This window comes from Curtobacterium sp. LFS079, from assembly GCF_047977865.1.
Classification (GTDB): domain Bacteria; phylum Actinomycetota; class Actinomycetes; order Actinomycetales; family Micrococcaceae; genus Arthrobacter.
This window is the reverse complement of the sequence record NZ_JBFPFO010000013.1, coordinates 82,327-108,248: the sequence shown is the minus strand read 5'-3', so window position 1 is coordinate 108,248 and position 25,922 is coordinate 82,327. Positions and strand designations below refer to the sequence as shown.

23 protein-coding genes are annotated in these 25,922 nt (G+C 65.0%); 9 read left to right on the top strand and 14 right to left on the bottom strand.

What is annotated here, in order from left to right:
* Nucleotides 1-146 precede the first annotated feature (146 nt).
* Entirely contained in the window at nucleotides 147-794 is a 648-nt protein-coding gene (locus ACNQPB_RS17530) for an amino acid ABC transporter permease (RefSeq protein ID WP_498753698.1), read from the top strand.
* Nucleotides 791-1,660: an amino acid ABC transporter permease gene (locus tag ACNQPB_RS17525; RefSeq protein WP_498753697.1), complete on the top strand. Its 870-nt coding sequence runs from the start codon at nucleotides 791-793 to the stop codon at nucleotides 1,658-1,660. The genes ACNQPB_RS17530 and ACNQPB_RS17525 overlap by 4 nt, the downstream gene beginning before the upstream one ends.
* Nucleotides 1,661-1,754: 94 nt before the next feature.
* Here ACNQPB_RS17525 and dapE read toward each other — a convergent pair whose 3' ends face one another.
* Nucleotides 1,755-2,876 (bottom strand): succinyl-diaminopimelate desuccinylase, encoded by a 1,122-nt coding sequence (dapE, locus tag ACNQPB_RS17520; protein ID WP_498753696.1) that lies wholly within the window; start codon nucleotides 2,874-2,876, stop codon nucleotides 1,755-1,757.
* Nucleotides 2,877-2,962: 86 nt separating this feature from the next.
* Here dapE and dapD point away from each other — a divergent pair, with 86 nt between their 5' ends.
* Together dapD and ACNQPB_RS17510 are read left to right on the top strand one after the other, a co-directional pair.
* Nucleotides 2,963-3,988: a 2,3,4,5-tetrahydropyridine-2,6-dicarboxylate N-succinyltransferase gene (gene dapD, locus ACNQPB_RS17515; RefSeq protein ID WP_498753695.1), complete on the top strand. Its 1,026-nt coding sequence runs from the start codon at nucleotides 2,963-2,965 to the stop codon at nucleotides 3,986-3,988.
* Between the two features lie 9 nt (nucleotides 3,989-3,997).
* The gene (locus ACNQPB_RS17510; RefSeq protein ID WP_498753694.1) at nucleotides 3,998-4,852 is read left to right on the top strand and encodes a transglycosylase SLT domain-containing protein; all 855 of its coding nucleotides are present in this window, start codon (nucleotides 3,998-4,000) and stop codon (nucleotides 4,850-4,852) included.
* 27 nt (nucleotides 4,853-4,879) lie between these two features.
* Here the strand turns inward: ACNQPB_RS17510 and ACNQPB_RS17505 are convergent, their stop codons facing one another.
* Both ACNQPB_RS17505 and ACNQPB_RS17500 read right to left on the bottom strand, forming a co-directional pair.
* Complete coding sequence (locus ACNQPB_RS17505) at nucleotides 4,880-5,491, bottom strand: hypothetical protein (protein ID WP_498753693.1); 612 nt, start codon at nucleotides 5,489-5,491, stop codon at nucleotides 4,880-4,882.
* Nucleotides 5,492-5,554: 63 nt separating this feature from the next.
* Complete coding sequence (locus ACNQPB_RS17500) at nucleotides 5,555-6,181, bottom strand: TetR/AcrR family transcriptional regulator (RefSeq protein ID WP_498753692.1); 627 nt, start codon at nucleotides 6,179-6,181, stop codon at nucleotides 5,555-5,557.
* A gap of 115 nt (nucleotides 6,182-6,296) precedes the next feature.
* Here ACNQPB_RS17500 and galE point away from each other — a divergent pair, with 115 nt between their 5' ends.
* Entirely contained in the window at nucleotides 6,297-7,313 is a 1,017-nt protein-coding gene (galE, locus tag ACNQPB_RS17495) for a UDP-glucose 4-epimerase GalE (RefSeq protein WP_498753691.1), read from the top strand.
* Nucleotides 7,314-7,407: 94 nt separating this feature from the next.
* Here galE and ACNQPB_RS17490 read toward each other — a convergent pair whose 3' ends face one another.
* The 3 genes from ACNQPB_RS17490 to fdxA all read right to left on the bottom strand — a co-directional run bounded on the left by ACNQPB_RS17490 (nucleotide 7,408) and on the right by fdxA (nucleotide 10,424).
* Nucleotides 7,408-8,691, bottom strand: coding sequence for a citrate synthase (locus ACNQPB_RS17490; RefSeq protein WP_498753690.1), 1,284 nt, complete (start codon nucleotides 8,689-8,691; stop codon nucleotides 7,408-7,410).
* 243 nt (nucleotides 8,692-8,934) lie between these two features.
* Nucleotides 8,935-10,083, bottom strand: coding sequence for a succinyldiaminopimelate transaminase (gene dapC / locus ACNQPB_RS17485; RefSeq protein WP_498753689.1), 1,149 nt, complete (start codon nucleotides 10,081-10,083; stop codon nucleotides 8,935-8,937).
* A 14-nt stretch (nucleotides 10,084-10,097) separates the two neighbouring features.
* A complete protein-coding gene (gene fdxA / locus ACNQPB_RS17480) occupies nucleotides 10,098-10,424 on the bottom strand; it encodes a ferredoxin (protein ID WP_018776555.1) in 327 nt (108 codons plus the stop codon).
* A gap of 138 nt (nucleotides 10,425-10,562) precedes the next feature.
* Between fdxA and ACNQPB_RS17475 the strand changes: the two genes are divergently transcribed.
* A complete protein-coding gene (locus ACNQPB_RS17475; protein WP_498753688.1) occupies nucleotides 10,563-10,802 on the top strand; it encodes a putative acetyltransferase in 240 nt (79 codons plus the stop codon).
* Between the two features lie 48 nt (nucleotides 10,803-10,850).
* Here the strand turns inward: ACNQPB_RS17475 and ACNQPB_RS17470 are convergent, their stop codons facing one another.
* The gene (locus ACNQPB_RS17470; RefSeq protein WP_498753687.1) at nucleotides 10,851-11,225 is read right to left on the bottom strand and encodes a hypothetical protein; all 375 of its coding nucleotides are present in this window, start codon (nucleotides 11,223-11,225) and stop codon (nucleotides 10,851-10,853) included.
* 27 nt (nucleotides 11,226-11,252) lie between these two features.
* A complete protein-coding gene (gene typA, locus ACNQPB_RS17465) occupies nucleotides 11,253-13,169 on the bottom strand; it encodes a translational GTPase TypA (protein WP_498753686.1) in 1,917 nt (638 codons plus the stop codon).
* Nucleotides 13,170-13,450: 281 nt separating this feature from the next.
* Between typA and ACNQPB_RS17460 the strand changes: the two genes are divergently transcribed.
* Nucleotides 13,451-14,293: an SGNH/GDSL hydrolase family protein gene (locus ACNQPB_RS17460; protein ID WP_498753685.1), complete on the top strand. Its 843-nt coding sequence runs from the start codon at nucleotides 13,451-13,453 to the stop codon at nucleotides 14,291-14,293.
* 109 nt (nucleotides 14,294-14,402) lie between these two features.
* Here ACNQPB_RS17460 and ACNQPB_RS17455 read toward each other — a convergent pair whose 3' ends face one another.
* Entirely contained in the window at nucleotides 14,403-16,238 is a 1,836-nt protein-coding gene (locus tag ACNQPB_RS17455; protein ID WP_498753684.1) for an ABC transporter ATP-binding protein, read from the bottom strand.
* Between the two features lie 82 nt (nucleotides 16,239-16,320).
* Between ACNQPB_RS17455 and ACNQPB_RS17450 the strand changes: the two genes are divergently transcribed.
* Nucleotides 16,321-16,950 carry a PH domain-containing protein gene (locus ACNQPB_RS17450; protein ID WP_498753683.1) on the top strand — a complete coding sequence of 210 codons (630 nt, stop codon included), beginning with the start codon at nucleotides 16,321-16,323 and terminating at the stop codon, nucleotides 16,948-16,950.
* 31 nt (nucleotides 16,951-16,981) lie between these two features.
* Here the strand turns inward: ACNQPB_RS17450 and ACNQPB_RS17445 are convergent, their stop codons facing one another.
* The 4 genes from ACNQPB_RS17445 to ACNQPB_RS17430 form a co-directional block, all read right to left on the bottom strand.
* Nucleotides 16,982-18,109, bottom strand: coding sequence for an ABC transporter permease (locus tag ACNQPB_RS17445; protein ID WP_498753682.1), 1,128 nt, complete (start codon nucleotides 18,107-18,109; stop codon nucleotides 16,982-16,984).
* Nucleotides 18,106-19,647, bottom strand: a complete 1,542-nt coding sequence (locus ACNQPB_RS17440) for an ABC transporter permease (protein WP_498753681.1) — start codon at nucleotides 19,645-19,647, stop codon at nucleotides 18,106-18,108. Before ACNQPB_RS17440 ends, ACNQPB_RS17445 begins: the two co-directional genes overlap by 4 nt.
* Before the next feature lie 178 nt (nucleotides 19,648-19,825).
* Complete coding sequence (locus ACNQPB_RS17435; RefSeq protein ID WP_498753680.1) at nucleotides 19,826-21,604, bottom strand: ABC transporter family substrate-binding protein; 1,779 nt, start codon at nucleotides 21,602-21,604, stop codon at nucleotides 19,826-19,828.
* 563 nt (nucleotides 21,605-22,167) lie between these two features.
* On the bottom strand, nucleotides 22,168-23,934 hold the full coding sequence (locus tag ACNQPB_RS17430; RefSeq protein WP_498753679.1) for a GNAT family N-acetyltransferase: 1,767 nt from the start codon (nucleotides 23,932-23,934) through the stop codon (nucleotides 22,168-22,170).
* 88 nt (nucleotides 23,935-24,022) lie between these two features.
* Between ACNQPB_RS17430 and ACNQPB_RS17425 the strand changes: the two genes are divergently transcribed.
* Nucleotides 24,023-24,802, top strand: a complete 780-nt coding sequence (locus ACNQPB_RS17425) for an alpha/beta fold hydrolase (protein ID WP_498753678.1) — start codon at nucleotides 24,023-24,025, stop codon at nucleotides 24,800-24,802.
* Between the two features lie 34 nt (nucleotides 24,803-24,836).
* Here the strand turns inward: ACNQPB_RS17425 and ychF are convergent, their stop codons facing one another.
* Entirely contained in the window at nucleotides 24,837-25,922 is a 1,086-nt protein-coding gene (gene ychF, locus ACNQPB_RS17420; RefSeq protein ID WP_498753677.1) for a redox-regulated ATPase YchF, read from the bottom strand.

The following is a 25,922-nucleotide window of genomic DNA, read 5'->3' as shown; positions in this document are numbered from 1 at the left end:
CGTCACCACCCCCCCCCACCCCCCCCGCGCCCCCCCCCCCCCCCGGGTACACCCGGGGCCATAAAACACACATTCCCCCGGGCGGGGGGGGGGGGGGCGGCGCGCCCCCCCCACCGCTTCCTCCCCTGAGCGAAAGCGATTAGCTCGTGAGTACTCTGCTCGACAACATGGACCTGTTTGTCACCGGGTTCAAGAACACCCTGATCCTCTTCTTCTTTTCGGCGATTGCGGCCCTCATCCTCGGGACCATCGTCGGCGCAATGCGGGTCTCCCCCGTCCCTGCCGCCAGGGCGACCGGCACCCTGTACGTCAACATCATCCGCAATACTCCCCTGACGCTGGTGTTGTTCTTCTTCGCCCTCGGCTATCCGAAACTCGGCCTGCCGCCCATCGACTTCATGACGGCGGCGATCATCGGCCTGAGCCTGTACACCGCCACCTACATTGCAGAGACCCTGCGTTCGGGTATCAACACCGTGCCGCTGGGCCAGGCAGAAGCTGCCCGCGCCATCGGCCTCACCTTCGGCCAGACCCTCAGCCTGGTGGTGCTGCCCCAGGCCTTCCGGTCGGTGATCCCGCCGCTCTTCAGCGTCCTGATTGCACTGCTCAAGAACACGACGGTCGCGGCCGGTTTCTCCGTGGCCGAAGCCGGTGCCATCCGCGCCAACCTCTCTGAACGCGGCGAGCCTGCCCTCGCGGGGCTGTTGTGGGTTGCCTTGGTCTTCATCATCCTGGTGGCCGGCCTCTCCATGCTCCAGCGTTACTTCGAAAACAAGTGGAGGGTTGCGCGATGACCTCGGTACTCTTTGATGCCCCGGGCCCCAAGGCGAAGACACGCTATGTGTGGCTTGGCGTCCTCGCGACGTTGGTTGTGGTCGGCGTCGTGGCGTTCATCATCATCCGCTTCGCGGAGTCCGGCCAGTTCACCGCGGCAAAGTGGCAGATCTTCACCTTCCCGCTGGTCCAGCAGACGATCCTGCAGGCAGCCGGAGCCACGCTCAGCGCCTTCGCGACCGCAGCCGTCCTGAGCCTGGCGCTCGGCGTCGTGCTGGCGGTGGGAAAGCTTTCGGACCACAAGTGGGTTTCGGTCCCGTGCTACTGGTTTGTTGAACTGTTCCGCGCCGTTCCCCTGCTGATCCTGATGATGATCATCTACTATGGCCTGCCCACCGTCGGGATCCAAGGCATCACGCCTTTTGCCGCTGTGGTGGCGGGCCTGACCCTCTACAACGGCTCCGTCCTGGCGGAGGTATTCCGAGCCGGTATCGAGTCGTTGCCCAAGGGCCAGCGCGAGGCCGGCATGGCGATCGGCCTCCGGAAGTCCGGGGTCATGACGCAAATCCTGTTCCCGCAGGCGTCCCGGGCCATGCTGCCGGTGATCATCTCACAGCTCGTGGTGATCCTGAAGGACACGGCGCTTGGCTTCATCGTGACCTACAACGAGGTGCTGTTCCAGGCCAAGTACTTCGGTTCACAGGCGCAGTACGGCTCGCCGATCGTTCCTGCGGCGATGGTGGCAGCCGTCATCTACGTCGGCCTCTGCCTGATCCTCGCCGGCATCGCCAAGTACGTGGAGAAGAGGCTGAGCCACAGCAAGAAACTCGCGGCACCGGTCGCCTCGGCCGCACCAGCCTCCGTGGACATTCAGGGAGCCGCATAGGACGTCGCCGGAAGCGATCCGGGACGCCAGCGCACACTGGGCACAAAACAGCTCCCCGCCACTTCGGCGGGGAGCTGTTTTGTGTGGTGTCCGGTCAGTCAGCCAGCCACAGCCGCAGCGCGCGGAAGCACTCGCGGACGGCATCGGCGTCGACGTGTTCATTGTCCTTGTGCGCCAGCAGCGCATCACCCGGACCGAAGTTCACCGCCGGGACGCCCAGTTCGCTGAACCGCGCGACGTCGGTCCAGCCGTATTTCGGCTTGGGCTCGGCACCGACGGCGGCCACAAAGGAGGCGGCGGCGGGGTGGTTCAGCCCGGGCCGGGCACCGGCTGCCGCGTCGGTGCGGACGACATCGAAGCCCTCCAGGAGTTCGCGGACGTGGGCTTCGGCCTGGTCCGGGTTCTTGTCCGGAGCGAAACGGTAGTTGATCTCCACCACGCAACGGTCCGGAATCACGTTGCCCGCGGTGCCGCCGTTGATCTTCACCGCGTTGAGGCTTTCGCGGTAGTCGAGTCCGTCCACGTTGATGGTGCGCGGCTCATAGGTGGCCAGCCTGGCCAGGATCGGGGCGGCGTCGTGGATGGCGTTGTGGCCCATCCATGCGCGGGCCGAGTGCGCAGCCTCCCCCACCGTGGTGACGTCGAAGCGCATGGTGCCGTTGCAGCCGCCTTCCACCGTCCCGTCCGTGGGTTCGAGGAGGATGGCGAAGTCTCCGCGCAGCAGTTCGGGGTAATTGCGGACCAAGCGGCCCAGGCCGCTCTTCTCGGCCTCCACTTCCTCATGGTCGTAGAACACGAAGGTAACATCCTTCGCGGGCTCCGCGCCGCCGTCGAACATGGTCGCGGCCAGGGCGAGCTGCACCGCCACACCGCCCTTCATGTCGGTGGCACCGCGGCCATACAGGATGCCGCTGCCAGGGACGCCCGATTCCCAGCTGGAGGGGACGGTGCCGCGGGCGCCTTCGGTGACAGGCAGCGGAACGGTGTCCAGGTGCCCGGCGAGGATAACGCGTTCGGGGCGCCCAAGCTCGGTGCGGGCGACAATCGCGTCACCGTCCCGGACGATGTGCAGCCCGGGGATGGCGCGGAGGCCGTTCTCCACGGCGTCAGCCAGGGCGGCCTCGTTTCCGGACACACTGTTGATGTCCATGAGCGCGGCGGTGAGCAAGGCGACGTCTTGTCGCAGGTCAAGAACAGGAACGGATTCAACGGTCACCCGTCCACTTTATCCCGGCGAAATACGACCTCCCGCGAGCATTCACGGTTTCTGTCGGCCGAGCCCGTCTCGCTAGACTTGACGCCATGACTGAAACTGCCGCGTCTGCCGTTCCCGACAATACTTCCGCCGCCGATCGTGCCGCCTACGGCTTCGGCCTGGCGACCATCGCCACCAACGCTTCCGGCGAGGCCACCGTGCTGGACGCCTGGTTCCCGGCACCGGCTCTCGGCGTGGCAGCCGAGTCCCTGCGTTCGGTCGAGAACGCCGACGAGTCCCTGACCGCCCTGGCTGCAGACGGCGACGACGCCGCCCGCGGCACCCAGCAGAAAGTGGTCTTCGCCCAGATCGACCTGGATGAGGCCCCTGCGGACACCGTGGACGCCTACCTGCGCCTCCACCTGCTCTCGCACCGCCTGGTGAAGCCGAACAGCATCAACCTGGACGGCATCTTCGGCAAGCTCCCCAACGTCGTGTGGACCAACTTCGGTCCTGCCGCCGTCGATGGCTTCGAACTGACCCGCGCCCGCCTGCGCAAGCGCGGCCCCGTCACGGTCTACGGCATCGACAAGTTCCCGCGCATGGTGGACTACGTCGTCCCCGCCGGTGTCCGCATCGCCGACGCCGATCGCGTCCGCCTGGGCGCCCACCTCGCCGACGGCACCACCGTCATGCACGAGGGCTTCGTGAACTTCAACGCCGGCACCCTCGGCACCTCCATGGTGGAAGGCCGTATCTCCGCGGGCGTGGTGGCCGGCAACGGCACCGACGTCGGCGGCGGCGCCTCGATCATGGGCACCCTGTCCGGTGGCGGCAAGGAGCGGATCTCGCTCGGCGAGCGTGTGCTCCTGGGCGCCAACTCCGGTGTGGGCATCAGCATCGGCGATGATTCCGTGGTCGAAGCCGGGCTCTACGTCACCGCCGGCACCCGCGTGCGCGTCCCCGGCCCGAAGGATGAGAACGGCGAGGACACCTCCAGCATCGTCAAGGCCGTGGAACTGTCCGGCATGCCGAACCTGCTGTTCCGCCGCAACTCCACCACCGGTGAAGTGGAGGTGCTTCCCCGCAAGGGCCAGACCGTGGAACTCAACGAAGCACTCCACGCCAACTGACCGGACCGGATGCGCCGTCTCCGACGCACCCTCACAATGCTGCTGGCGCTGGCCCTCGCGGCAGGCGCCGTCTATGCAGTCACAACGGTCCTGCAGCGCTCCGAGACCCTGGTCACGGAGCGCTGCACCGCCGTCGTCGGCACCGCCACCTTCGAGTTGGCAACCGACCAGGCCGCCAACGCGGCCCTCATTACCTCCGTCGCCGTGCGCCGCGGGCTGCCGCCGCGTGCTGCCACGATCGCCTTGGCCACAGCAATGCAGGAGTCAAGGCTCCGGAACATCGATTACGGCGACCAGGCCGGTCCGGACTCCCGCGGCCTTTTCCAGCAGCGGCCTTCCCAGGGCTGGGGCACCGAGGCCCAGGTCATGGACCCCGTCCACGCCAGCAACGCCTTCTACAACGGCCTGGTGAAGGTTCCGGACTACCAGTCCATGGAAATCACCGAAGCGGCCCAGACCGTGCAGCGTTCCGCATTCCCGCGCGCCTATGCCCAGCACGAAGCAATGGGACGCGCTTATGCCTCTTCCCTGACCGGACAGTCCGCCGCGGCGCTGGACTGCACCCTGCGGACCGCGGACATTGCCGGTGATCCCGACGCCGTGATGTCAGCGATCACGACGGCGTTCGGCCCGGTTCCCGCCAAGAGCCAGGGCCGCACTGTGCGGATCGAGTCAGGACCCCACTCCAGCGGCCCCGGCGCATGGGCCCTGGCCCAGTGGACGGTGGCGAATGCGAAATCCCTGTCAGTCACGCAGGTGGACCTGGACGGGCACACTTGGAACAGGGACAGCCACAAGGGGTGGCAGGAATCCGCTGTGCGCGCCGGAACGGTGACAATCACCGTCTCCGCTCCACGCAGCTGATTCGGACGGATTGTCAGGTCAGCGGCCTCAGGCGAGCATCTCCACGACAGGCTGGACATAGCTGCGGAAAATCTCCGGCTGGGACAGCAGCCGCTCGCTCATGATCATCTTGTCCGGTTCCAGGTACCAGGCCCTGGGCTCGTTCAAGGGCAGTTCAATGATGCTCAGTTGGAAGTCCCGGGAACTGCGCCCGACTTCGAGCAGCCGGTCCTCGACCAGGTCGCCCAGTACCAGTGTGGCGCCGCTGGCTTCACGTTCGGCTTCGATTTCCTGGTACTCCGCGACGCGTTCGCGCGCCCAGCTCAGGGCAGCACCGAAATGGGCACGCAGGACCCGCCGGAGGGCCGGCGAGTTTGAAAAGGCTTTGAAGTCCGGGGGTGTGAGCCTCGGGGCCTCTTCCGGGTATGACTTGAGGAGTTGGTGCCACCAGGCTTCCCATTCGGTCTTGAGGGCACTAACACCCCCGACCTCGGCGGTCAGGTGGCTGTGGTCCGCGTGCCTTACCTTCGGGGTGGCATGGGAAAGGGCGGGCGTTCCCGCGCCGTCCAGTCCTGCGACATCCCTCAGATACAAGGCAATGAGAATCGGGGATGACGTATCCATGGTTATCCGCCATCCCTGACCGCCTGTGTCATGCATCCGAATGCCTCCCTTGGCCGGCGCCTGTCCAGACTTCCAGTCTATTCCTCTTGGTTCCGGAGGTTAACCGCCGCTGGAAAGCCCGCCCAAGCCCGCCAGATGCGCTTCCAAGACGTCCCGGCACATCTGCGCGGTCATCCACTCGGACTGCAGCAGGGCGTGCATGCACAGTCCGTCCAGTGTTGCGAGGAGCCTTTCGGCTTCCGTGACGAGGATGTCCTGCTGTTCCGCACTGCCCGGCAGCAGCTGCATGACCAACTGCCCGACGACGGCGGCCACCGCCCGGTGGCTGCGTGCGGCTTCTGATGCGAACACCGGCTTGATCCGCGCTGCATGGCGGAAAGCCAGCCAGACGCAGACGTCGATTGCCCTTTCCTCGTCCAACGGCAAGAGCTGTCCCAGGAGCAGCAGCACGGCCTCATGATGTCCGGCGCTTCCCGGAACTTCCTGCAGGATGCCATCCAGGGAAGCCTCGAGCCGGCCGGCGATCCGGTCGATCACCACGGAGAAGGCGTGCAGGAGCAACTCGTCGCTGCTGGCGAAGTAGTGCCGCACCGAACCGACGGCGAGCCCTGCCTCGTCAGCCACTTCCCTCAGGGAGGCCCGCTCCAGACCATCGGATGCGATGATCCTGAAGACGGCGTCAACCACGTCCTGGCGCCGGGCATCGGCGTCTACAATTTTTGGCACATGTCTTTTTAGCACAATCGTGCTTCAACTGCCCGGCAGCCATGCCAGCCGTTGCTTAGGTGTGGCCAACGGAACACGGAACGGAGCCCCGCGGAGTTCGGATAGCGTTGAGACCATGAGAATTCTTGTTACCGGTGGCACGGGCTATATCGGCTCGCACACGGTCCTGTCCCTGCTGGAGTCCGGCCACGAGGTGATCGTGGTGGACAACCTGGCCAACTCCTCCGAGGAATCCCTGCGCCGGGTCGCCGAACTGGCCGGACGCGCCGCGGTGTTCCACCGGGCGGACCTGCTGGACGAACCGGCCCTGGAGGGCATCTTCCAGGCCCACAGCATTGACGCGGTGATCCATTTCGCCGGGCTCAAGGCCGTGGGCGAGTCCGTGCAGGAACCCTTGAACTACTACTACAACAACATCGTGGGCACCCTGAACCTGCTGCGGGCCATGGACGCCCACAACGTGCGCACGATCGTGTTCTCTTCCTCGGCCACCGTGTACGGGGAACACAACCCGGTCCCGTACATCGAGAAAATGGACATCGGGGCGAACAACCCCTACGGGCGCACCAAGGAACAGATCGAGGACATCCTCACCGACCTCGGCGCCGCCGACGGACGCTGGCATGTGGCACTGCTGCGCTACTTCAACCCCGCCGGCGCCCACCCCTCGGGCCGGATCGGCGAGGACCCCCAGGGCATCCCGAACAACCTGGTGCCCTTCATCGCCCAGGTCGCCGTGGGCCGGCGCGAGAAACTCATGGTCTTCGGCGGGGACTACGACACCCCCGACGGGACCTGCCTGCGCGACTACATCCACGTCGTGGACCTCGCCCAGGGCCACGTCGCCGCCCTGGATTACATCGCCGCCCGGCCCGGGGTGCACCGCTGGAACCTGGGCTCGGGCCGCGGCACCTCCGTGCTGGACATGCTGCACTCCTTCGAAAAAGCCGTCGGCCACCCCCTCCCGTACGAGATCACCTCCCGCCGGGCCGGGGACCTGCCCGCCTTCTGGGCCGACGCATCCTCCGCCCTGGCAGACCTGGGCTGGTCCACCACCAAAACCATCGACCAGATGTGCCAAGACCACTGGCGCTGGCAAAAAAACAACCCCCACGGCTACAAGGGCTCCTGACATCGGCAGAAGCCAGGCACAACGAAAGCGGCCGCCCACCTCGAAAGGTGGGCGGCCGCCGTCGTACGGTCTTTTCGACCCGTAACCTGAACGGTTACATGGCCGGGTAGTCGCGCTCCGGTTCCCCGGTGTAGAGCTGCCGCGGACGGCCGATCTTCGTGGCCGGGTCGGTGATCATTTCGCGCCACTGCGCAATCCACCCGGGCAGGCGGCCGATGGCGAACAGCACGGTGAACATCTTCTCCGGGAAGCCCATCGCCTTGTAGATCAGGCCGGTGTAGAAGTCTACGTTCGGGTAGAGCTTGCGCTGGATGAAGTAGTCGTCAGCCAGGGCCTTCTCTTCGAGGCGCATCGCGATGTCCAGCAGCTCGTCGTTGCCGCCGAGCTTGCCGAGGATCTCGTGAGCAGTGGCCTTGATGATCTTGGCCCGCGGATCGTAGTTCTTGTAGACGCGGTGTCCGAAGCCCATGAGGCGGACGCCGTCTTCTTTGTTCTTGACCTTCTCCATATAGTCCTCGGGCTTGACGCCGTCGGCCTGGATCTGGCGCAGCATCTTCAGCACGGCCTCGTTCGCGCCGCCGTGGGCCGGACCGAAGAGGGCGTTGATGCCGGCGGAGACCGAAGCGAAAAGGTTCGCGTTGGCAGAGCCCACCAGTCGCACCGTGGAGGTGGAACAGTTCTGCTCGTGGTCCGCGTGGAGGATGAGCAGCAGGTCCAAGGCCTTGACGATGATCGGGTCCAGCTCGTACTGCTCGGCCGGCAGGCCGAAGCTCAGGCGCAGGAAGTTTTCCACGAGGTTCATGGAATTGTCCGGGTACAGCATGGGCTGGCCGATGGACTTCTTGTGCGCGTAGGCCGCGATGACCGGCAGCTTGGCCATGAGGCGGATGGTGGAAACTTCCACGTGGTCCGGGTTGAACGGGTCCAGGGAGTCCTGGTAGAAGGTCGACAGCGCCGAGACGGCCGAGGACAACACCGGCATCGGGTGCGCGTCGCGCGGGAAGCCGCCGAAGAAGCCCTTGAGGTCTTCGTGGAGCAGCGTGTGGCGGCGGATCTTCTGGTCGAACTCTTCCAGTTCCGTGGGTGTCGGCAGGTTGCCGTAGATCAGCAGGTAGGACACCTCGAGGAAGCTCGAGTGCTGCGCGAGCTGTTCGATCGGGTAACCGCGGTAGCGCAGGACGCCGGCATCGCCGTCGATGTAGGTGATTGCGGAGGTAGTGGCCGCGGTGTTCATGAAGCCGGGGTCGTAGGTGACGGCACCCGTCTGCTTCAGCAGCTTGGAAACGTCGTAACCTTCGTTTCCTTCGACAACCTTGATCCGCGGGAGTTCGAGTTCGCCGCCGGCGTGGCGCAAGGTGGCGCTGGTGGTCTCAGTCATGGAGTCCCCTTCGTGAGGCTCTTGGCCTCCGTAGAAAGCTTGATCCAACCAACTTCCGGTGGCGCCCGCCGGGCGCATCCCGCCGGTTGTAGTCCGGGCGATTGGACTGCTTTCCTTGGAAAGCCACCATCAATAGTCAGTAATAAGCTACCCCCAGCGCCCGGGAGGAACTAATCCGGGAAGCCCCGTTACCCCCGCAAATGCCCCTAATGTGCCGCAGCTCACAACGCGGGCGGGGTCTGCTCAGCCCCGGCGGCCCAGTCGCTCCACGGCGGCGTCGATCCGCTCGTCCGAGCCGGTCAGGGCCACACGGACGAAACCGTTCCCGGCGTCGCCATAGAAGACGCCGGGCCCGACGACGATGCCGAGTTCGGCGAAACGCTGCACGGTGTCCCAGGTGGCTTCGCCGGCGGTCGCCCAAAGGTACAGGCCCGCCTTTGATTCGTGGATCCGCAGGCCGAACCCCTCAAGCGCGGGCAGCAGCCGTTCGCGGCGGGAGCGGTAGAGATCCTTCTGCGCCAGGACGTGTCCGGCGTCGCCGAGGGCTACGCGCATCGCTTCCTGCACCGGATAGGGCACGATCATGCCGGCATGTTTGCGGCTGTTGACGAGATTCGCCACGATGGCGGAATCCCCTGCTACGAACGCGGCACGGTACCCGGCGAGGTTGGACTGTTTGCTCAACGAGTAGACGCTGAGCAGTCCGTCGTTGGAACCCCCGCTGACGCGGGGGTCCAGGATGCTGGGAACGGCTTCGCCGCCCCGCTGGGCGTCCCATTCCCCCCAGCCCAGTTCGGCATAGCATTCGTCGGAAGCCACGACCGCACCCACCTGGCGGGCCTGCTCCACAATCGCCTTCAAGGACGCGGCATCACGGACGCTTCCTGTGGGGTTGCCCGGCGAGTTCACCCAGACCAGGCGCACCTTGGCGCGGGTCGCGGCGTCGAGCTCGTCGAGGTCGTCCGCGGCGACGGCGGTGGCACCGGCAAGGGTGGCGCCGATGTCGTATGTCGGGTACGCGACGGTCGGCCGCACAACGACGTCACCGGGACGCAGCCCCAGCAGGAAGGGCAGCCAGGCCACCAGCTCCTTGGAGCCGATGGTCGGCAGCACATCCTTGGGGTCGAGGCCGGATACGCCGCGGCGGGCAGCGAACCAGTCGGACACCGCCTGCCGGAGGGCTTCGGTGCCGTGGACCGTCGGATACCCGTGGGAGTCCGAAGCCGCGGCCAGGGCGTCCCTGACCAGTTGCGGCGTCGGGTCAACCGGGGTCCCGATGGACAGGTTGACAGCTCCACCCGGATGTTCGGAAGCCTTGGCAAGGTATGGTGCCATGGCCTCCCACGGGTAATCGGGCAGGTCAAGGCCGAAGGACGGCGCCGCGGAAATCAAAGGTGCACCCGGTCCTAGTGGTCCTGGTTCTGGGGAGGCAGGGCAGCGATGAAGGGGTGGTCCTTGCCGGTGTTGCCGATCTTGGCCGCGCCGCCGGGCGAGCCGAGGTCGTCGAAGAACTCGACGTTGGCCTTGTAGTAGTCGGCCCACTCTTCCGGGGTGTCGTCCTCGTAGTAGATGGCCTCCACCGGGCACACGGGCTCGCAGGCGCCGCAGTCAACGCATTCGTCCGGGTGGATGTAGAGGGACCGCTCGCCTTCGTAGATGCAGTCGACCGGGCATTCTTCGATACATGCCTTGTCCTTGACGTCCACACACGGCTGCGCGATTACGTAAGTCACGTCCCTTGCCTCTCCAGAGTTGTTCCGGGCATGGCCCGGATGGTGCATCCGGCCTTATCCGCCGGACCTGTTGAATTCTGAGCCTATTATCCAACAAGCCCAACGCACGAACCTAGCCAAGCGTCCTACTATGAACTGGTGAACCCGTCCCATCCCCAGGATTTCCTCCTGACCGCCGCCGAAGGAACACGGGTGGTGGTGCGCTACAGGATCGACGGTGGCTTCACGGACGCCCTCGGCTACCTGGTTTCCTCCGCCGCCGGTTCCTGCACCGTCCGCACCCGGCAGGCCGACGTCGAGATCCCCCTGGAGCTGGTGGTGGCGGCAAAAGCCGTGCCACCACCCCCGCCGCGGAGGAGCGCGCGAAGCGGGGTGTGACTTCACTGCGCCGTGTCCACTCTTCGCGGCCCGCGCTGAGATGTGCTGTCACCGGGCGCGGGTGAACCCCCTGCAAACGAGCAGCATCACCAGCGTCACGGCCGCGATCCCGTACACCCACACGTTGCCGGGCACATCGGCCAGGATGAGCTGCTTCCCGGGACCGGCCGCGGAGAGCAGGCCCACCAGGACATAACAGAGAATCCCGACCACCGCCGTCGGGAGCAGGGAACGGTAGCGGCCTGCCAGCAGCAGCTCCAACGCGGCGAGCAGCAGCAACGCAGCCGCCGGTCCCCAGAAAAGTTCGACGCCGGCAATCTGCACCGACTGGCGGTGCAAGGCGGTGCCGGCCAGGGCAGCGAAAAGGGCCACCGGAAGCGCTGCGGCGATGCCGCGGAACGCTCCGGTGACCCCCTTGCTCACTGCTTCAGCCAGGCTGCTGCCGGACCCTTAGGCCTTGGCGCGGGCGCGGGCAGCCTTGGCGCGCTCGTTGGCGTCCAGGATGACCTTGCGGATGCGGATGTCCTCCGGGGTGACCTCGACGCACTCGTCTTCGCGGGCGAATTCGAGGGACTCTTCGAGGGTCAGTTCGCGCGGCGGGGTCAGGTTCTCGAAGGAGTCCGAGGAGGCCGCACGCATGTTGGTGAGCTTCTTTTCCTTCGTGATGTTGACGTCCATGTCATCGGCGCGGGAGTTCTCGCCGACAATCATGCCTTCGTAGACCTCGGACGTGGGCTTCACGAAGAAGGAACCACGCTCCTGCAGGTTGATCATGGCGAACGGGGTCACCACACCGGCACGGTCGGCGACCATCGAACCGTTGGTGCGGTATTCGATGGGGCCGGCCCACGGCTCGTAGCCCTCGGCGATCGAGGAGGCGATGCCGGCGCCGCGGGTGTCGGTGAGGAACTTGGTGCGGAAACCGATCAGGCCACGGGCGGGGACGATGAACTCCATGCGGCACCAGCCGGTGCCATGGTTGGCCATGTTCGTCATGCGGCCCTTGCGGGCGGCCATGAGCTGGGTGACGGCGCCCAGGTATTCCTCGGGCACGTCGATGGTCATGTGCTCCATCGGCTCGTGGGTCTTGCCGTCGATGGTCCTGGTGACCACCTGCGGCTTACCCACGGTGAGCTCGAAGCCTTCGCGGCGCATCTGCTCCACGAGGATGGCGAGGGCGAGTTCGCCACGGCCCTGGACTTCCCAGGCGTCCGGACGCTCGGTGGGAAGGACCTTGATGGAGACGTTACCGATCAGTTCCTTGTCGAGGCGGTCCTTGACCTGGCGGGCCGTGACCTTGGCGCCCTTGACCTTGCCGGCCAGCGGGGAGGTGTTGATACCGATCGTCATGGAGATCGCGGGATCGTCCACAGTGATGAGCGGAAGCGGCTGAGGGTTCTCGACGTCGGTCAGGGTCTCACCGATGGTGATCTCCTCGATACCGGCGACGGCGACGATCTCGCCGGGGCCGGCGGACTCCGCCGGAACGCGGTCCAGCGCCTTGGTGGCCAGCAGTTCTGTGATCTTCACGCTCTTCAGCTCGCCGTTGGCACGGGCCCAGGCCACGGTCTGGCCCTTGCGCAGGGTGCCGTTGTAGATGCGCAGCAGCGCGAGGCGGCCAAGGAACGGGGAGGCGTCCAGGTTGGTGACGTGCGCCTGCAGGACACCTTCCGGGTTGTACGTCGGCGCCGGGATGTGCTCGATGATGGTCTTGAACAGCGGCTCGAGGTCCTCGTTCTCCGGAGCGGAGCCGTTTGCCGGCTGCTCAAGGGAGGCGCGGCCCACCTTGGCGGCGGCGTAGACGACGGGAACCTCGAGGACCTTGTCCAAGTCAAGGTCCGGAACCTCGTCGGCGAGGTCCGAGGCAAGACCCAGCAGCAGGTCCATGGACTCGTGGACAACTTCATCGATGCGGGCGTCGGGGCGGTCGGTCTTGTTGACCAGCAGGATGACGGGCAGGTGCGCTGCGAGGGCCTTGCGGAGCACGAAGCGGGTCTGCGGCAGCGGGCCCTCGGAGGAGTCGACAAGCAGGACGACGCCGTCGACCATGGACAGACCGCGCTCCACCTCGCCGCCGAAGTCGGCGTGGCCGGGGGTGTCGATCACGTTGATGGTGATGGTCTCGCCGTTCGACGACGGGCCGTTGTAGGCCACCGTGGTGTTCTTGGCGAGAATGGTGATGCCCTTTTCGCGTTCCAGGTCACCGGAGTCCATGACGCGGTCTTCGAGGTGGTTGTGCTCGGCAAATGAGTTGGTCTGCTTGAGCATGGCGTCGACCAGGGTGGTCTTGCCGTGGTCAACGTGGGCCACAATCGCTACGTTGCGGAGATCACTCCGGAAGGCAGTGCGGGTGGTGGTTTCAGACATGCGTAATGGCTCGATTCAGTGGTGAAGTCAGCTGTGGTATCGCGCCATTTCCTAAGACGGAACGCACGACGATCAGACCCTTTGCACAGGGCACCTCCCTAAATTCTAGCTGTCGCGGCAGTGGTTGGCCTAACGGCAGCAGCGCCAGCGGGCCAAAAGTGTCCGCCGTCACAGCCTCGGGCGCTGTTTGTTGCAGAACAGAAATCTGCGGGCCCTGTCTTTTGGGATCCCGATGCCCCAGCATTGCAGTGAAGATCGCAGCAAGCCGCCAGGAGAACCACATGCGAACCCGTAGCGCCGCACTACTCGGCGCGGCCCCCCTGCTCGCCCTCGCACTGGCCTGCTCCGGCTGTTCGCAGCCGTCCGGAAGCGAGGCTACGGGAACCGGCAAACGAACTGCCGCCCCTGTCGCCGCGTCCGGCCAGCCCGTCGCCGCTCCCAAGCCGGAGGCCGGCCCTTCCGAGCCGGACCCGGCCAGCCTCCAGCCAGGTTCCATCTACCGGAACCCCCGCAACAATCGCGACGAAGTCGTCCTCGCCGACATCCGGCACACGGCGGTGCTCATCGGCGATTCGCAGTCCGAGCCCGAAGGTTCCTGGACCCGGAGCGCACTCGCCGCCCTCGGCTACACAGTGTTCTACGCGGGCAAAAGCGGGACCGGTTTCGTTGCCGGCAACGGCAAGACCGGCAACTACATCGACGCATTGCAGAACGGCGACTGGCTGCTGCCCTACGGTTCCCCGCCCCTCATCGTGGTCGAGGGCGGCGGCAACGACGCGCGCCAGGGCGCCGATGACGCCCGGATCACCGAAAACGCGGACCGGCTGCTCGCGGCCCTCCGCAGCCGTTACCCGGGCAGCCGCATGCTGATGATCGGAACGCTTTCCCGCGGCGCCGCCAACGGTGGAGGCAGGCGCGCGGAAGTCGACGCCTTGCTGGGCCGTATCGCCGGGGCGGCCGATATCCCGTTCATCAGTGTCGGTGACTGGATCACACGCTACGACGTTGCCGGGGACCTCGTGGATGGCATTCACCTGTCGGCGCCGGGACACCGGAAACTCGCCGCGGTCCTCACCCGGCGGCTCTCCGAACTCGGCTTTGCGTCCGACGTCCCGGAATCCTGACGACGCCGGAAACACTCTCCCGGAGAACGTGCGACGGCGGCCTTCCGCTTTCAGAGGAAGGCCGCCGTCGTCGTAAACCGCGGAATCTATGCCGCTATAGGGCAAACTTTCATTCGATGCCCGCCGCAAGAAGCTGGGCACGCAGCTCGCGACGTTCCCGCTGCTTTTCCGGATCCGGAAGCGGCACGGCGGCAAGCAGCCGCTGGGTGTAGGCCTCCTGGGGATTCCGGAGAATCTGGTCGCGGGTTCCCTGCTCCACGATCCGCCCGCGCTGCATCACGCAGATGCGGTCGGCGAGCACATCGACCACGGCAAGGTCGTGCGTGACGAAAAGGCAGGCGAATCCGAGCTCCCGCTGCAGACCCTGGAAGAGTTCCAGCACCTTGGCCTGGACGGAAACGTCCAAGGCCGACGTCGGCTCGTCCGCGACCATGAGCTTGGGCTGCAGGGACAGGGCCCGGGCAATGCCGACGCGCTGCTTCTGTCCGCCGGAAAGCTCGTGCGGGTAGCGGTTGCGGTAGCCGCGCGGCAGCTCCACCTGGTCAAGGAGCTTTTCGATCCGGCTCTGCAGGGCCGCCCCCTTGGCCACACCGGCCAGGAACATGGGCTCACCGATGCTTTCGCCGATCGGAAGCCTGGGGTTAAGGGACGACGACGGGTCCTGGAACACCATGCCGATATCCCTGCGGATCCGGTGCAACTGCTTGCCGGTGCGCTTTGCTGTGGAGATGTCCTGGCCGACTACCTGCATGGTGCCCTCCGCGACCGGAAGGAGCCCGACGGCGGCCCGGCCAATGGTGGTCTTGCCCGAGCCGGACTCCCCCACCAGGCCCAGCACCTCACCCGGATAGATCACCAGGTTGGCGCCCTCCACGGCACGGAATGCCGGGACACGCCCCTGCTTGGGGTACTCGATTGCAACGTCCGTCAGCTGAAGGACCGGTTCGCCCTTCGGCTTCGTCTTCTCCCCGGCCGCAACTTTCAGCGCTTCCGCGTTCTCCCGTTCGCGGCGTGCCAGTTCCTCCGGGTCCACCGATTCGAGCTCGGAGTGGGTGGCCGCAGCCAGCGCCGCTGTGACGTCCACATCGGCGTTCTCGGCACCTTGGCCGAGGTGGGGCACGGCTGCCAGGAGCGCCTGGGTGTACTCGTGCTGCGGGTTGCTGAAGATCTGCTGGGCGGTGCCCGTCTCCACGATCACGCCCTTGCGCATGACGGCGATCCGGTCCGCAAGGTCGGCCACTACGCCCATGTCGTGCGTGATCAGGATGATCGCACTGTCCAGCTTGTTGCGCAGGTGCCGCATGAGGTCCAGGATTTCGGCCTGGACTGTGACATCCAGGGCCGTGGTGGGCTCGTCAGCGATCAGCAGCTTCGGATCGCAGGACAGGGACTGCGCAATCATTGCGCGCTGGCGCTGGCCGCCGGACAGCTGGTGCGGGTAGGACTTGAAGGCCTTCTCCGGGTCCGGAAGCTCAACGAGGTCCAGCATGTGCAGGGCCCGTTGCTTGGCCTCGTCCGGCGAGATCTCGTTGTGCAACCGAAGCGTCTCCACGATCTGCGCGCCCACGGTGTACACCGGGTTGAGCGCCGTCATGGGTTCCTGGAAGATCACCGCGACGTCCTTGCCGCGCACTTCGCGGATCCTGCCGGCGTTAGGACCGATCAGTTCCCGCCCGGAGAGCTTCACGCTCCCCCGCACACGGCTGTTGCTCGGCAGCAGGCCCAGCAAGGCCATGGAGCTTGCGCTCTTGCCCGAGCCGGACTCGCCGACGATCGCCAGCACCTCGCCTGCCCTTACTTCATAGTTCAGGCCGATGGCGGCGGGTACCCATTTCTTTTCCACGCCGAAGTCGACGCTGAGGTCCCGGACCTCCAGGACCTTCGCCCCGGGAGCGGTCTTGTCGGAATCTGTTTCCAAGGGGATTGCCCCGGAGTTGTCAGTCATTGTTCTGGGTCTTCCCTTCCAGCCGGACAGTGCGCCGCAGGGTGATTAGTGCAGCGGCCCGGAATCCTGAATCATTGGGGGCATGAGCCGAGAGTCCCATGCCGGAAATACCGAAATCTTCACAGCGCGCAGCAGCCGGGTGTTCGCCGGAATCTGCTGGGGCACGGCGGCCATCGGAATTGCCGCCACCCTCGCGCTCGCAGGGCCGGCCGGCCTGCCGGGCACGACTCCCCTGCTGTTCATCGCGTACATGGGCTGGCTGCTCTTCTGGCGACCCGCCGTCGTCGTACGCGATGCCGGGGTGACACTGGAGAACCCCTACCGCACCATCACCGTTCCGTGGGAGGCACTCGCCACGGTGGACACGCGCTACGCCCTGACCCTGGTCACGCCGCACCGAAAGTACGCCGCCTGGGCCGCGCCCGCTCCGGGCATCTGGGGTGGACGGAATGCCCGGCCCGAACATCTCAAAGGCCTTCCGGGAGGCAGCTATGGTCCGGGACAGTCGGTCCGGCCCGGCGATCTGCGGAACACGGACTCCGGCGCGGCCGCCCTCATGGTGCGTTCCCGCTGGGAGCAACTGGTTGAGGCGGGACGGGTAGAGGCCGGACGCGCTGCCGAAACCCCCGTCCTGGTCACCTATGCCTGGCAGCGGATCGTCGTCACCGTGGCACTGGCGGCCGCGGGCGCCTGGGCGGTTTTCGTACTCTAGCTTCACGGATTCCGGCTTCACAGTCCCGCACTCAGCTTTCCCCGGCATCGGCGGCAGCCGGTCCGGTGGCTGTGGAACCCGATGCCGCGGGCGCGGCCGCTGCCTTCCCGCTGGAATGGCGGCCGGTCTCCACGGCACTCTTGGCGCGGAACTTCTTCTGCCGGGGATCAAAGGCGTCGCGCAGGCCATCACCGATGAAGTTGATGCTCAGGCAGATCCCCACGATGAACAAACCGGGGTACCAGAACAGCCAAGGACGTGTCGCAAACGCTTCCTGGTTTTGCGAGATGAGCAGGCCCAGTGAAGTATCCGGGGACTTCACGCCGACGCCCAGGTAGCTGAGCGCGGTTTCCAGCAGGATCGCCGCGGACATCGTGAGGGTCACGTTCACGATCAGCACGCCGACGGCGTTGGGCAGGATGTGCTTGAAGATGATCCGGGCGTTGCTGGCGCCGGAGATCCGCGCGGCGTCTACGAACTCGCGTTCACGCAGGGTCAGGAATTCGCCGCGCACCAGTCGGGCCAGGCCGACCCAGCTGACCAGGCCGAGGAAGATGCCCAGGACCACGACGCCGTTGCTTGCTGCAAAGCCGGCGAACCAGCTGTCCGCATCACGCCGGTTGGCCATCTGCGCCACGACCGCGGCCAGCAGGAGCACCGGAACGATGATGATGACGTCGGTGAGGCGCATCAGGATGGCCTCGGTCCAGCCGCGGAAATAGCCGGCAAGGCCGCCCACCACGGCACCGATCAGGCCGGCGATGCCGCCGATGATCACCATGATGATGATCGACTGCTGTGCGCCACGCATTGTCATCGCGAAGAGATCGCGCCCGATGCGGTCCTGACCGAACGGGTGTTCGCCCCAGGCCAGCGGCCAGAGGGACGCGGAGGGCACGCCGTCGTTGACCAGCGGCGAAACGTCCACGTGGTTGTACTTCCACCAGCCGGGGATGCCCGCGAAGCCCACCGAGGTAAAGGCCACGATGAAGATCACGGCAAAAACGGCCAAGCCCACCAGGGCACCGCTGTGGCCGAAGAAGCGCTTGCGGACGATCTGGCCCTGGCTCAGGCCCTGGAATTCGGCGTCGGGTCCGGGCGTAGCCTCGTGCTGGGCCTGCTGGGCCAGGATGACTTCCTCTTGGGTTGGCTGGCTCATGCTTTGATCCTTACGCGCGGGTCGAGAGCGGAGTACGCGAGGTCCGCAATCAGGTTGAACACCATTGCGGTGATGGCCACGCACAGGAACACGCCCATCACCGGGTTGGGGTCGATGTGGGTGATGCCGTCCAGGAACAGGAAGCCCATGCCGTGGACTGAGAAGACGGACTCCGTGATGACGGCGCCGCCGATCAATGCACCGATGTCAAAGGCGACGATGGTGGCCAGCGGAATGAGGGCGTTGCGGAAGGCGTGTCCCATGATCACAGCCCGTTCGGACAGACCCTTGGCGCGGGCGGTCCGGATGTAGTCCATGTTCATGATTTCCAGCATCGAGGAACGGGTGAACCGGGTGTAGCTGGCGAGCGAGACAAGGATCAGTGCAACGGTCGGCAGGATCAAATGGGTGAAGGTGTCAATGGTCAGGACCCAGTAGTCACCCTGCAGGTTGGGGGTACCCGCGCCGATGGTGGCAATGGGACGTCCGCGAACCCGGCTGTTGCTGAAGTAGGCGGGCCAGGCCTGCATGAAGCGGTCCATGGTCACGAGGCCGCCCACGAGGAATGCGGTGATGCCCGCGGCGCGCATGGACTGGCCACGGTCGTAGCCGCCCATGAGGTAGCCGACGCCGACGCCGACCAGCACCGTGGCAATCGCCAGCAGGAAGATCATCAGGCCGGTGGCCTGGGCCAGGAGGGGCTGAAGGGCGAACCAGGCGATCACTCCGAGGCCGGCGACGATCAGGGAAGACTGCAGCGCCTTGCGGTTCTTCAGGCCGGAAACGAGCGTGGTCACCGCGAAGGCCATGCCGACGCCGGCAATGCCGATCACCACGGGGCCGAGGCTCGGATTCTTGAACCACAAGGTGGCGGAGAAGTACACCATGACGGCAGTCACGAAGGCGAATACCACAGCACCGGAGATCAGCCGGCGCTTGATCTCGCCGCCCACAGCCACTGCCACCACAACGCCGAGCACGATCCCCGTTCCCAGGGAGACGGGCAAGGGTATGACCGGGTTTCGTAGGAAGTCGTTGAAGCCGATGGCCCCGAATTCCTTCAGCAGGACGGCCACCCAGAAAATAGGCAGGGAGAAGAACAGGAACGCCATGAAGGTCACGCCGTAGTCCAGAGCACTGTACTGGCGCAGGGCCGTCACGATGCCCAGGGTGATCCCGATGAGGATGGCAAGGACCGTGGCGCCGGTGACGAGGGTCAGGGTCTGGATCAGGGCAATGCCCAGGGCCTCGGTAATGGGTTGTCCTGTGACGCTCCTGCCGAGGTCGCAATTGCCGGCGAAGGGCACGAGGCATTGGGCCGCCCCTCCCAGCCATTTGAAGTACCGCAGTGGGGCGGGTGTGTCCAGGTCGAGCAACTGGCTGCGTGCATCCATGAGTTGCTGCCTGTTCGGGGCATTGCTGGCACGGAGATCGGCTAGCGGATCACCTGACGACGCTGTCAGGAGATACACCAGGAATGATGCCCCGAGAAGAATGAGAGCGGCGGTTGCCAGTCGCCTTAGGACGTAGCTCAGCATTTTGTGTAAGAACCTCAATATCCGGCCGGGGGTTGGCCCTGGCCTGTCGCAGGGGCCGGCGGATTACCCTTCGTTTTGGTGGAGGTGCCGCCGGTACACTGCTTTGCTTGGCAGAAAGCGCCGGGACCATGTCTCGCGGTCCCGGCGCCTGCTGCATGTGGATTTCTAAGGAGCGGGCCTACTTACGCGCCCAGTCCCAAACGTTCCACCAGACACCGGTCTGGTTCGGCATGGAAGTCACGCCGGTAACCTGGTCCGAGTGTGCCTTCACATCCGGTGACTGGAACAGCGGCAGGCCGTAGCTTGTGGCCCAGATCGCGGCATCGATCTTGGTCTGCAGCTCATCCTGCTTTGCCTTGTCGGTGGTGATAATCAATTCATCCATCAGCTTGTCTGCCGTGGGATCAGAGAGGCCGTTGAAGTTCGACCCGCCGCCGGTCTTGAAGATCTGCGGCGTGCCGGTGACGCCAACACCCGAGTTGATCCAGCCGAAGATGGTTGCATCGTAGGAGCCGTCACCCAGGTGGGCACTCCAGTCAGCCTTGCCGAGACCGCCGTCGACGATCTTGAATCCGGCCTTGGTGGCGGATTCGCGGATCAGCGAGAAGGCGTCAACACGGTTCGGGTTGTCCTTGTTGTACATGATGCGGACCGTCGGGGTCTTACCGGCAAGGAGCTGCTTGGCCTTGTCGATGTTGACGTCCTGGTACGCGGACGAGCCATTGTTCTTGACCGAGTCAGCGTAGGCGGCCTGCGCCGGGACGAAGATCTGCGAGTCCAGCGGGGTTGCCTCCGGATCGATCTTCTTGATGATCTTGTCGACGATGTCCTTACGCGGCACGGTCAGCATGAACGCGGTGCGCACATCCTTGTCGGCGAACGGGCCGGAGTAGTTCAGGTCGAGGTGGTCGTAGGACAGCTGCTTACCCTGGAGCAGTTCAACGCCGTCGAGGGCCTTGATCTGTTCGACCGTATCCGCCGAAGCCTGCGGGTTGATGATGTCCACCTCGCCGTTCTTCAGCGCCTGGACCTGGGCCGGAGCACTGCCGATGGTGCGGACGACGATTTCGTCAGCGTGCGGCGTGGGGCCCCAGTTGTAGTCCTTGTTCCGGACGAGGGTCAGGGACTGTTCGGCGACGACGTCCTTCACGACGTACGGGCCGTTGGAGAGGTACAGGCTCGGGTCCGAAGGAAGGGTCTTCGAATCGAAACCGGTGCTCCAGAAGTCAGCGACCTTCTTCAGCTGGGCGTTGGCGGGCTTGGGTGCTGCCGGGTCGCCGCGCTTGACGCTCTTGAACAGGTCAACCAAGGCCTGCGCATCCTTGAGGCCGGCCTTCTGTGCAAGCACGTGGGCGGGGATGTCAATGCCACCGTTGCCTGCGAAGCCAAGGGCCAGTTCCCAGTCGGCGAAAGGCTTGGAGTACTTAAGGGTGATGCTTCGGTTGTCAGAACCGATTTCCGGGAAGTCCGTCAGGTGCAGACCCGATGTATCGGCCGCTGTGAGGAAGTATGTGGTGCCTGTCTTCTTCTCCGGGTTCCCGTCATCGTAGTATGCGGAGCCGGCGGCCCAGGTCAGCAGCAGGTCTGCCGCGCTGACCTGCGTCCCGTCGGACCATTTGACGCCCTCGTTGACGGTGTACTTGACCGTCAAGGGGTTGTCGGAAACCTTTTCGTACTTGCCGAACTTCTCGTTCTTGACGATGTTCAGTTTGTCGTCGATGTACAGGAAGTTCGAGTGGGTGGCATAACCGATGTGGCCGTTGACGTCGGAGTTGCCGTCCGCCGTGCCAGAGTTGAAGCTGCTGAAACCGTTGGTCTCGGCAACACCGATTGTTCCGCCTTGCTGGGCCCCGCCCGATGTCGGGCTGGGGCTGCCGGTGTTTCCGGCGCAGGCGCTAAGTGCGAGTGTGGCGATTGCCAGGACCCCCACCGCTTGGGAAATACGTCCGAAACGCATTCCGCCTCCTCTTTTTAGTGTGGAAAGCCGGCGTTGTTGACCCCGGCGGACAGGACGATACCCAGAGAGCAGCTGTGTCCCGTCTCACATGCTCAGAAGCCTAGTCTCCGAAGGTTGCCTTTGGAACGAAAGCGCCCTCTCAGAACCGGATGTTTATCGAACTGCAACAGTTGCTTCATTTCCATTTCAGACAGGTACCCATTTCGACCCTGCCCTTGTCCGGATGGGCTCCGACACGACGGGCCAGGGTTCGAGTCCCCACGCATCGGCGAGCGGATCCCGGGACAGTGCGCGATGAGGGCCGGAGAGCACCTGCTCGGTCATGGGTGCGTCAAATGCGTACGCGTAGTAACTGATTCCCATGCGCCCAATATCAACAGGCCACCGGACGGCGCGGAACCGCCGAACCCGCGTATGTGGATAAGCAGGGCAAGCCGTTGTTTCGGCGGACGCTCCCGGGACACGACGAAGCCCCCTGGGCATCAAGGTGCTCAGGGGGCTGCGGTCGGAAGCTGGTACTGGTCGGAAGCCGGCACTAGGCGTTGAAGCGCGCAGACAAGTTCCTATAGGGCCCGTTTCAGCCCGACGTGGGCAGTCCGGTATCCAAGTCGGGTGTAGAAGGCCCTGGCCCGTTCCCGTGCTTCGTCGGTGGTCACCTGTGCCAGTTGCGCCCCGCGCGCACGCCCGAAATCATGTGCCCACTCAAGCATCGCGGTGCCCAAGCCACGTGAACGTTCCGCAGCCGCAACCCGGAGCCCCTCAATCTGCAGTCGTGAAGAACCACCCCGGGAAAGCCCGGGAATCACTGTCAATTGCATCGTGGCAACGATGCGATCTGCACCATTGCGGACAACCCCCAGATAGTTGGAATTGTCGCGAACGACCAGGTTGTAGGCCGCCTCGTATCGTTCGAGCTCGACAGACTCACGATCGGGACCGAACTCATCGTCAGACAGCAGCGCGGCGATGGCCCTGACATCATTGCGGCTGGCGCGTTCCACCCTGAAGGTCCGGCCCGCCACCCTTAGCAGTCCCCGGACCGAGGACCGCGCATCTGCCTGCAAACGAGCGACGAGCAGATCGAGCCATCCGCCGACGTTGGCCCGTGCCTCAACAGTGTCGGGATAACGGCATCTCAGGTGCAGTCCGGACTCGTCCAGGATGAACCAAAGCATGACGCCGTCGGTATCGATCGTCGCGCTCACATACTGGGCGTCAAGCCCGACGGAGTCGATCCGCACCGGCAGCCTGCGCAGGTCCAGCCAGGAAATCGCGAACATTCCGGGAGCCTCGGGCATGCCGCCCCATGGAGACAGCACGTCCGCGAGCGGCCACGAGCCGAGCTGCACAGCTTCCTTTACAGCTGCCGCGGCAGCGTGTGGCTCGGCGACTGCCGACTCAAGTACTGAATTGGTAATGAACCAGCCGACCGAGTCATGCCAGTTGTCGTCGAAGCGGCTGTGCACGGGAAAAACGGCCCGCAGCGGGGTTCCCGCCAGCTCGCGGGTCACCGCAGTCATCGCAACAACAGCGAGAGCGAGCGTCGAGACCCCGTCGTTGCGGGCCTGCGCAGCAAAGGCTGCACCGTCGTCGACGTCGAACACATCCCGAACTTCCACACGTTCGCGCCGCGGATCGGGCGCACCCAGGGGTAGTGGAAATCTCGGCATTACGCCGCCGCTGTCCCCGATGATGTCTTCCCATCGGCGACGCACGTGGTCCGGTGCTGCATTCCGATCCAGCAGCGCCTGCGTGTGTTCAACAAACGCAGGCACTGACCCGGGCAGGGGCACACGGCCCTCCCTCCCGGCATCGAGCGCCGACAGCAGGTCGCGTGCGATCACCAACATCGACCACATATCAACGTGGGCGTGGTCAGCAGCAATCACAACCGTGAGTCCGCCGGCCGTCTCCAAGAGGCACAGTCGATGTGACGGCTGTTGATATGGCGCACACGCGGCATCAAGAATGTCCCTCACCGCATCGTTGACAGCCTGGCCTGGAGATATCTGATGCTCGACCCATGTTCCGGGACCAACGATAATTTCGTGAAGCTCCGGGTCGCCGTCCGCGCCCCGCACGAAAGCAGTTCGCAGCGTGCCGTGGCGGGCAACGACAGCCAGCCAGGCATCGGCAATGGACTCACGACGAGCTGGTGCAGGCAGCCGAAAAGACAATGCCATCCAAGATCCGGGGCGGTCGCCCGCCCCCACATGGCGCCGCTGGTCAAAAGACACCGGAAGACGCCGACCGAGGGCAGGAACACTGACGTCGTAGCCCCAAAGTCGTCCGAACGGTAGGCGCAGGTGCGTCACGTTGGTCAGCCGCATGGCAGCATCCTAGCGCCCCGGATAGTCTGAACGCTTATACAGCGCGGCCGCCCGAGGTGACGCAATCTGTCGCGAAGCAAGGAGTCTGATGCCCACTTTCGAGGTTCCCGGAGCCGAACTTGCGGTTGCCTTGAGCGACGAAGGCGGACACCCCGTCGTCCAACTGCACGGCCTTACCTCAAGCCGCGCCCGCGACAGGATACTCAACCTTGACCTCGGCCGGGGGCTTAGCGGAACCCGCCTGCTGCGGTACGACGCACGCGCCCATGGCCGGTCAACGGGGCGAAAGGTCCCCGACGACTATCAATGGCAACGCCTGGCCGACGACCTCCTGCAACTGCTCGATCATTGGTTCCCGGGCGAAAGTGTTCACGGGGTGGGTCCGTCCATGGGTACCGGCACACTACTGCACGCCGCCTCCCGGGAGCCGGACCGCTTTGCCGGGCTCACGCTCATGGTGCCACCCACCGCCTGGGAAACCCGGATCGCACAGGCAGCGAACTACCGCGCTTCCGCGGACCTCATCGAATCTTTTGGTGTCGAGGCATTCCTCGCCGCAACGCGCGGAGCAACACCGCCGCCGGCCACCATCGGTGCACCGGAAACGGTGCCCGACGTCGCCGATGCCCTGTTACCGTCGTTGTTTCGGGGCGCGGCGCTAAGCGATCTGCCTGCCCCTGAGGTCGTCGCGCGAATCGACGTCCCGACGACAATCCTGGCGTGGATCGACGATCCGGGCCACCCGTTGTCAACCGCGGAATCGCTTGCCGCACTGCTCCCCCAGGCGACGCTCACGGTCGCCCACACCCCGGAAGACGTCGAAACCTGGCCCAAGATTCTGCACGAGGATGTCGCTCGTCGGGGCTAAGCGACGATTTACTCGAAGCCTGCGCGGAAACGCACTACACGTTGAAGCGGAACTCCACCACGTCGCCGTCGGCCATGACATATTCCTTGCCTTCAATGCGGACCTTGCCGCGGGACTTGGCCTCGGACATGGAACCGGCGGCAATGAGGTCATCGAAGGAGACAACTTCAGCCTTGATGAATCCCCGCTGGAAATCCGAGTGGATGACCCCTGCGGCCTGGGGCGCGGTGTCGCCCTGGTGGATTGTCCACGCACGGGCTTCCTTCGGACCGGCCGTAAGGTAGGTCTGCAGACCGAGCGTGTGGAAACCGACTCGAGCCAGCTGGTCGAGGCCGGACTCGTCCTGGCCGTTCATCTCGAGCATTTCGCGGGCTTCTTCTTCGTCGAGTTCGACGAGATCCGATTCGAGCTTGGCGTCGAGGAAGATGCTGTCGGCCGGCGCCACCATGGCACGGAGTTCTTCCTGCTTTTCCGGGCTGCCAAGGATTCCCTCGTCAGCATTGAAGACGTAGATGAACGGCTTGGCCGTGAGGAGGCTGAGCTCCTTGAGGTGCTCCATCTCCAGCTTGTCGCTCTTGACCGAGGAGAAAATCGTGTCGCCACGCTCCAACACGGTCTGGGCAGCCAGGATTGCTGCCAGTTCAGCGGATTCCCGCTTCTTGATCTTGACTTCCTTTTCGATCCGGGGAATGGCCTTTTCGATCGTCTGGAGGTCGGCCAGGATCAATTCGGTGTTGATCGTCTCGATGTCGGAGCGGGGATCGACTTTGCCGTCAACGTGGACAACGTCCGGGTCATCGAAGACGCGGATGACTTGGGCGATGGCTTCTGCCTCGCGGATGTTTGCAAGGAACTTGTTGCCCAGACCTTCGCCTTCGGAGGCGCCCTTGACGATTCCCGCGATGTCAACGAACGAGACGACGGCGGGCAGGAGCCGCTGGGATCCGAAGACCTCGGCCAACTTCTGCAGGCGCGGGTCCGGCAGGTTGACGACGCCGACATTTGGCTCAATGGTGGCGAACGGGTAGTTCGCGGCCAGCACCTGGTTGCGGGTCAGTGCGTTGAAAAGGGTTGATTTGCCGACATTGGGCAGTCCGACGATGCCAATAGTAAGAGCCAC

Excerpts from the sequence above, each read along its gene's own strand:
- ACNQPB_RS17445 (WP_498753682.1), bottom strand. The coding sequence starts at position 18,109 with ATGAGCCAGCCAACCCAAGAGGAAGTCATCCTGGCCCAGCAGGCCCAG.
- ACNQPB_RS17525 (WP_498753697.1), top strand. The coding sequence starts at position 791 with ATGACCTCGGTACTCTTTGATGCCCCGGGCCCCAAGGCGAAGACACGC.
- ACNQPB_RS17440 (WP_498753681.1), bottom strand. The coding sequence starts at position 19,647 with ATGCTGAGCTACGTCCTAAGGCGACTGGCAACCGCCGCTCTCATTCTT.
- galE (WP_498753691.1), top strand. The coding sequence starts at position 6,297 with ATGAGAATTCTTGTTACCGGTGGCACGGGCTATATCGGCTCGCACACG.
- dapD (WP_498753695.1), top strand. The coding sequence starts at position 2,963 with ATGACTGAAACTGCCGCGTCTGCCGTTCCCGACAATACTTCCGCCGCC.
- ACNQPB_RS17450 (WP_498753683.1), top strand. The coding sequence starts at position 16,321 with ATGAGCCGAGAGTCCCATGCCGGAAATACCGAAATCTTCACAGCGCGC.
- ACNQPB_RS17510 (WP_498753694.1), top strand. The coding sequence starts at position 3,998 with ATGCGCCGTCTCCGACGCACCCTCACAATGCTGCTGGCGCTGGCCCTC.
- ACNQPB_RS17490 (WP_498753690.1), bottom strand. The coding sequence starts at position 8,691 with ATGACTGAGACCACCAGCGCCACCTTGCGCCACGCCGGCGGCGAACTC.
- ACNQPB_RS17435 (WP_498753680.1), bottom strand. The coding sequence starts at position 21,604 with ATGCGTTTCGGACGTATTTCCCAAGCGGTGGGGGTCCTGGCAATCGCC.
- ACNQPB_RS17425 (WP_498753678.1), top strand. The coding sequence starts at position 24,023 with ATGCCCACTTTCGAGGTTCCCGGAGCCGAACTTGCGGTTGCCTTGAGC.
- ACNQPB_RS17460 (WP_498753685.1), top strand. The coding sequence starts at position 13,451 with ATGCGAACCCGTAGCGCCGCACTACTCGGCGCGGCCCCCCTGCTCGCC.
- ACNQPB_RS17505 (WP_498753693.1), bottom strand. The coding sequence starts at position 5,491 with ATGCATGACACAGGCGGTCAGGGATGGCGGATAACCATGGATACGTCA.
- typA (WP_498753686.1), bottom strand. The coding sequence starts at position 13,169 with ATGTCTGAAACCACCACCCGCACTGCCTTCCGGAGTGATCTCCGCAAC.
- ACNQPB_RS17455 (WP_498753684.1), bottom strand. The coding sequence starts at position 16,238 with ATGACTGACAACTCCGGGGCAATCCCCTTGGAAACAGATTCCGACAAG.
- ACNQPB_RS17430 (WP_498753679.1), bottom strand. The coding sequence starts at position 23,934 with ATGCGGCTGACCAACGTGACGCACCTGCGCCTACCGTTCGGACGACTT.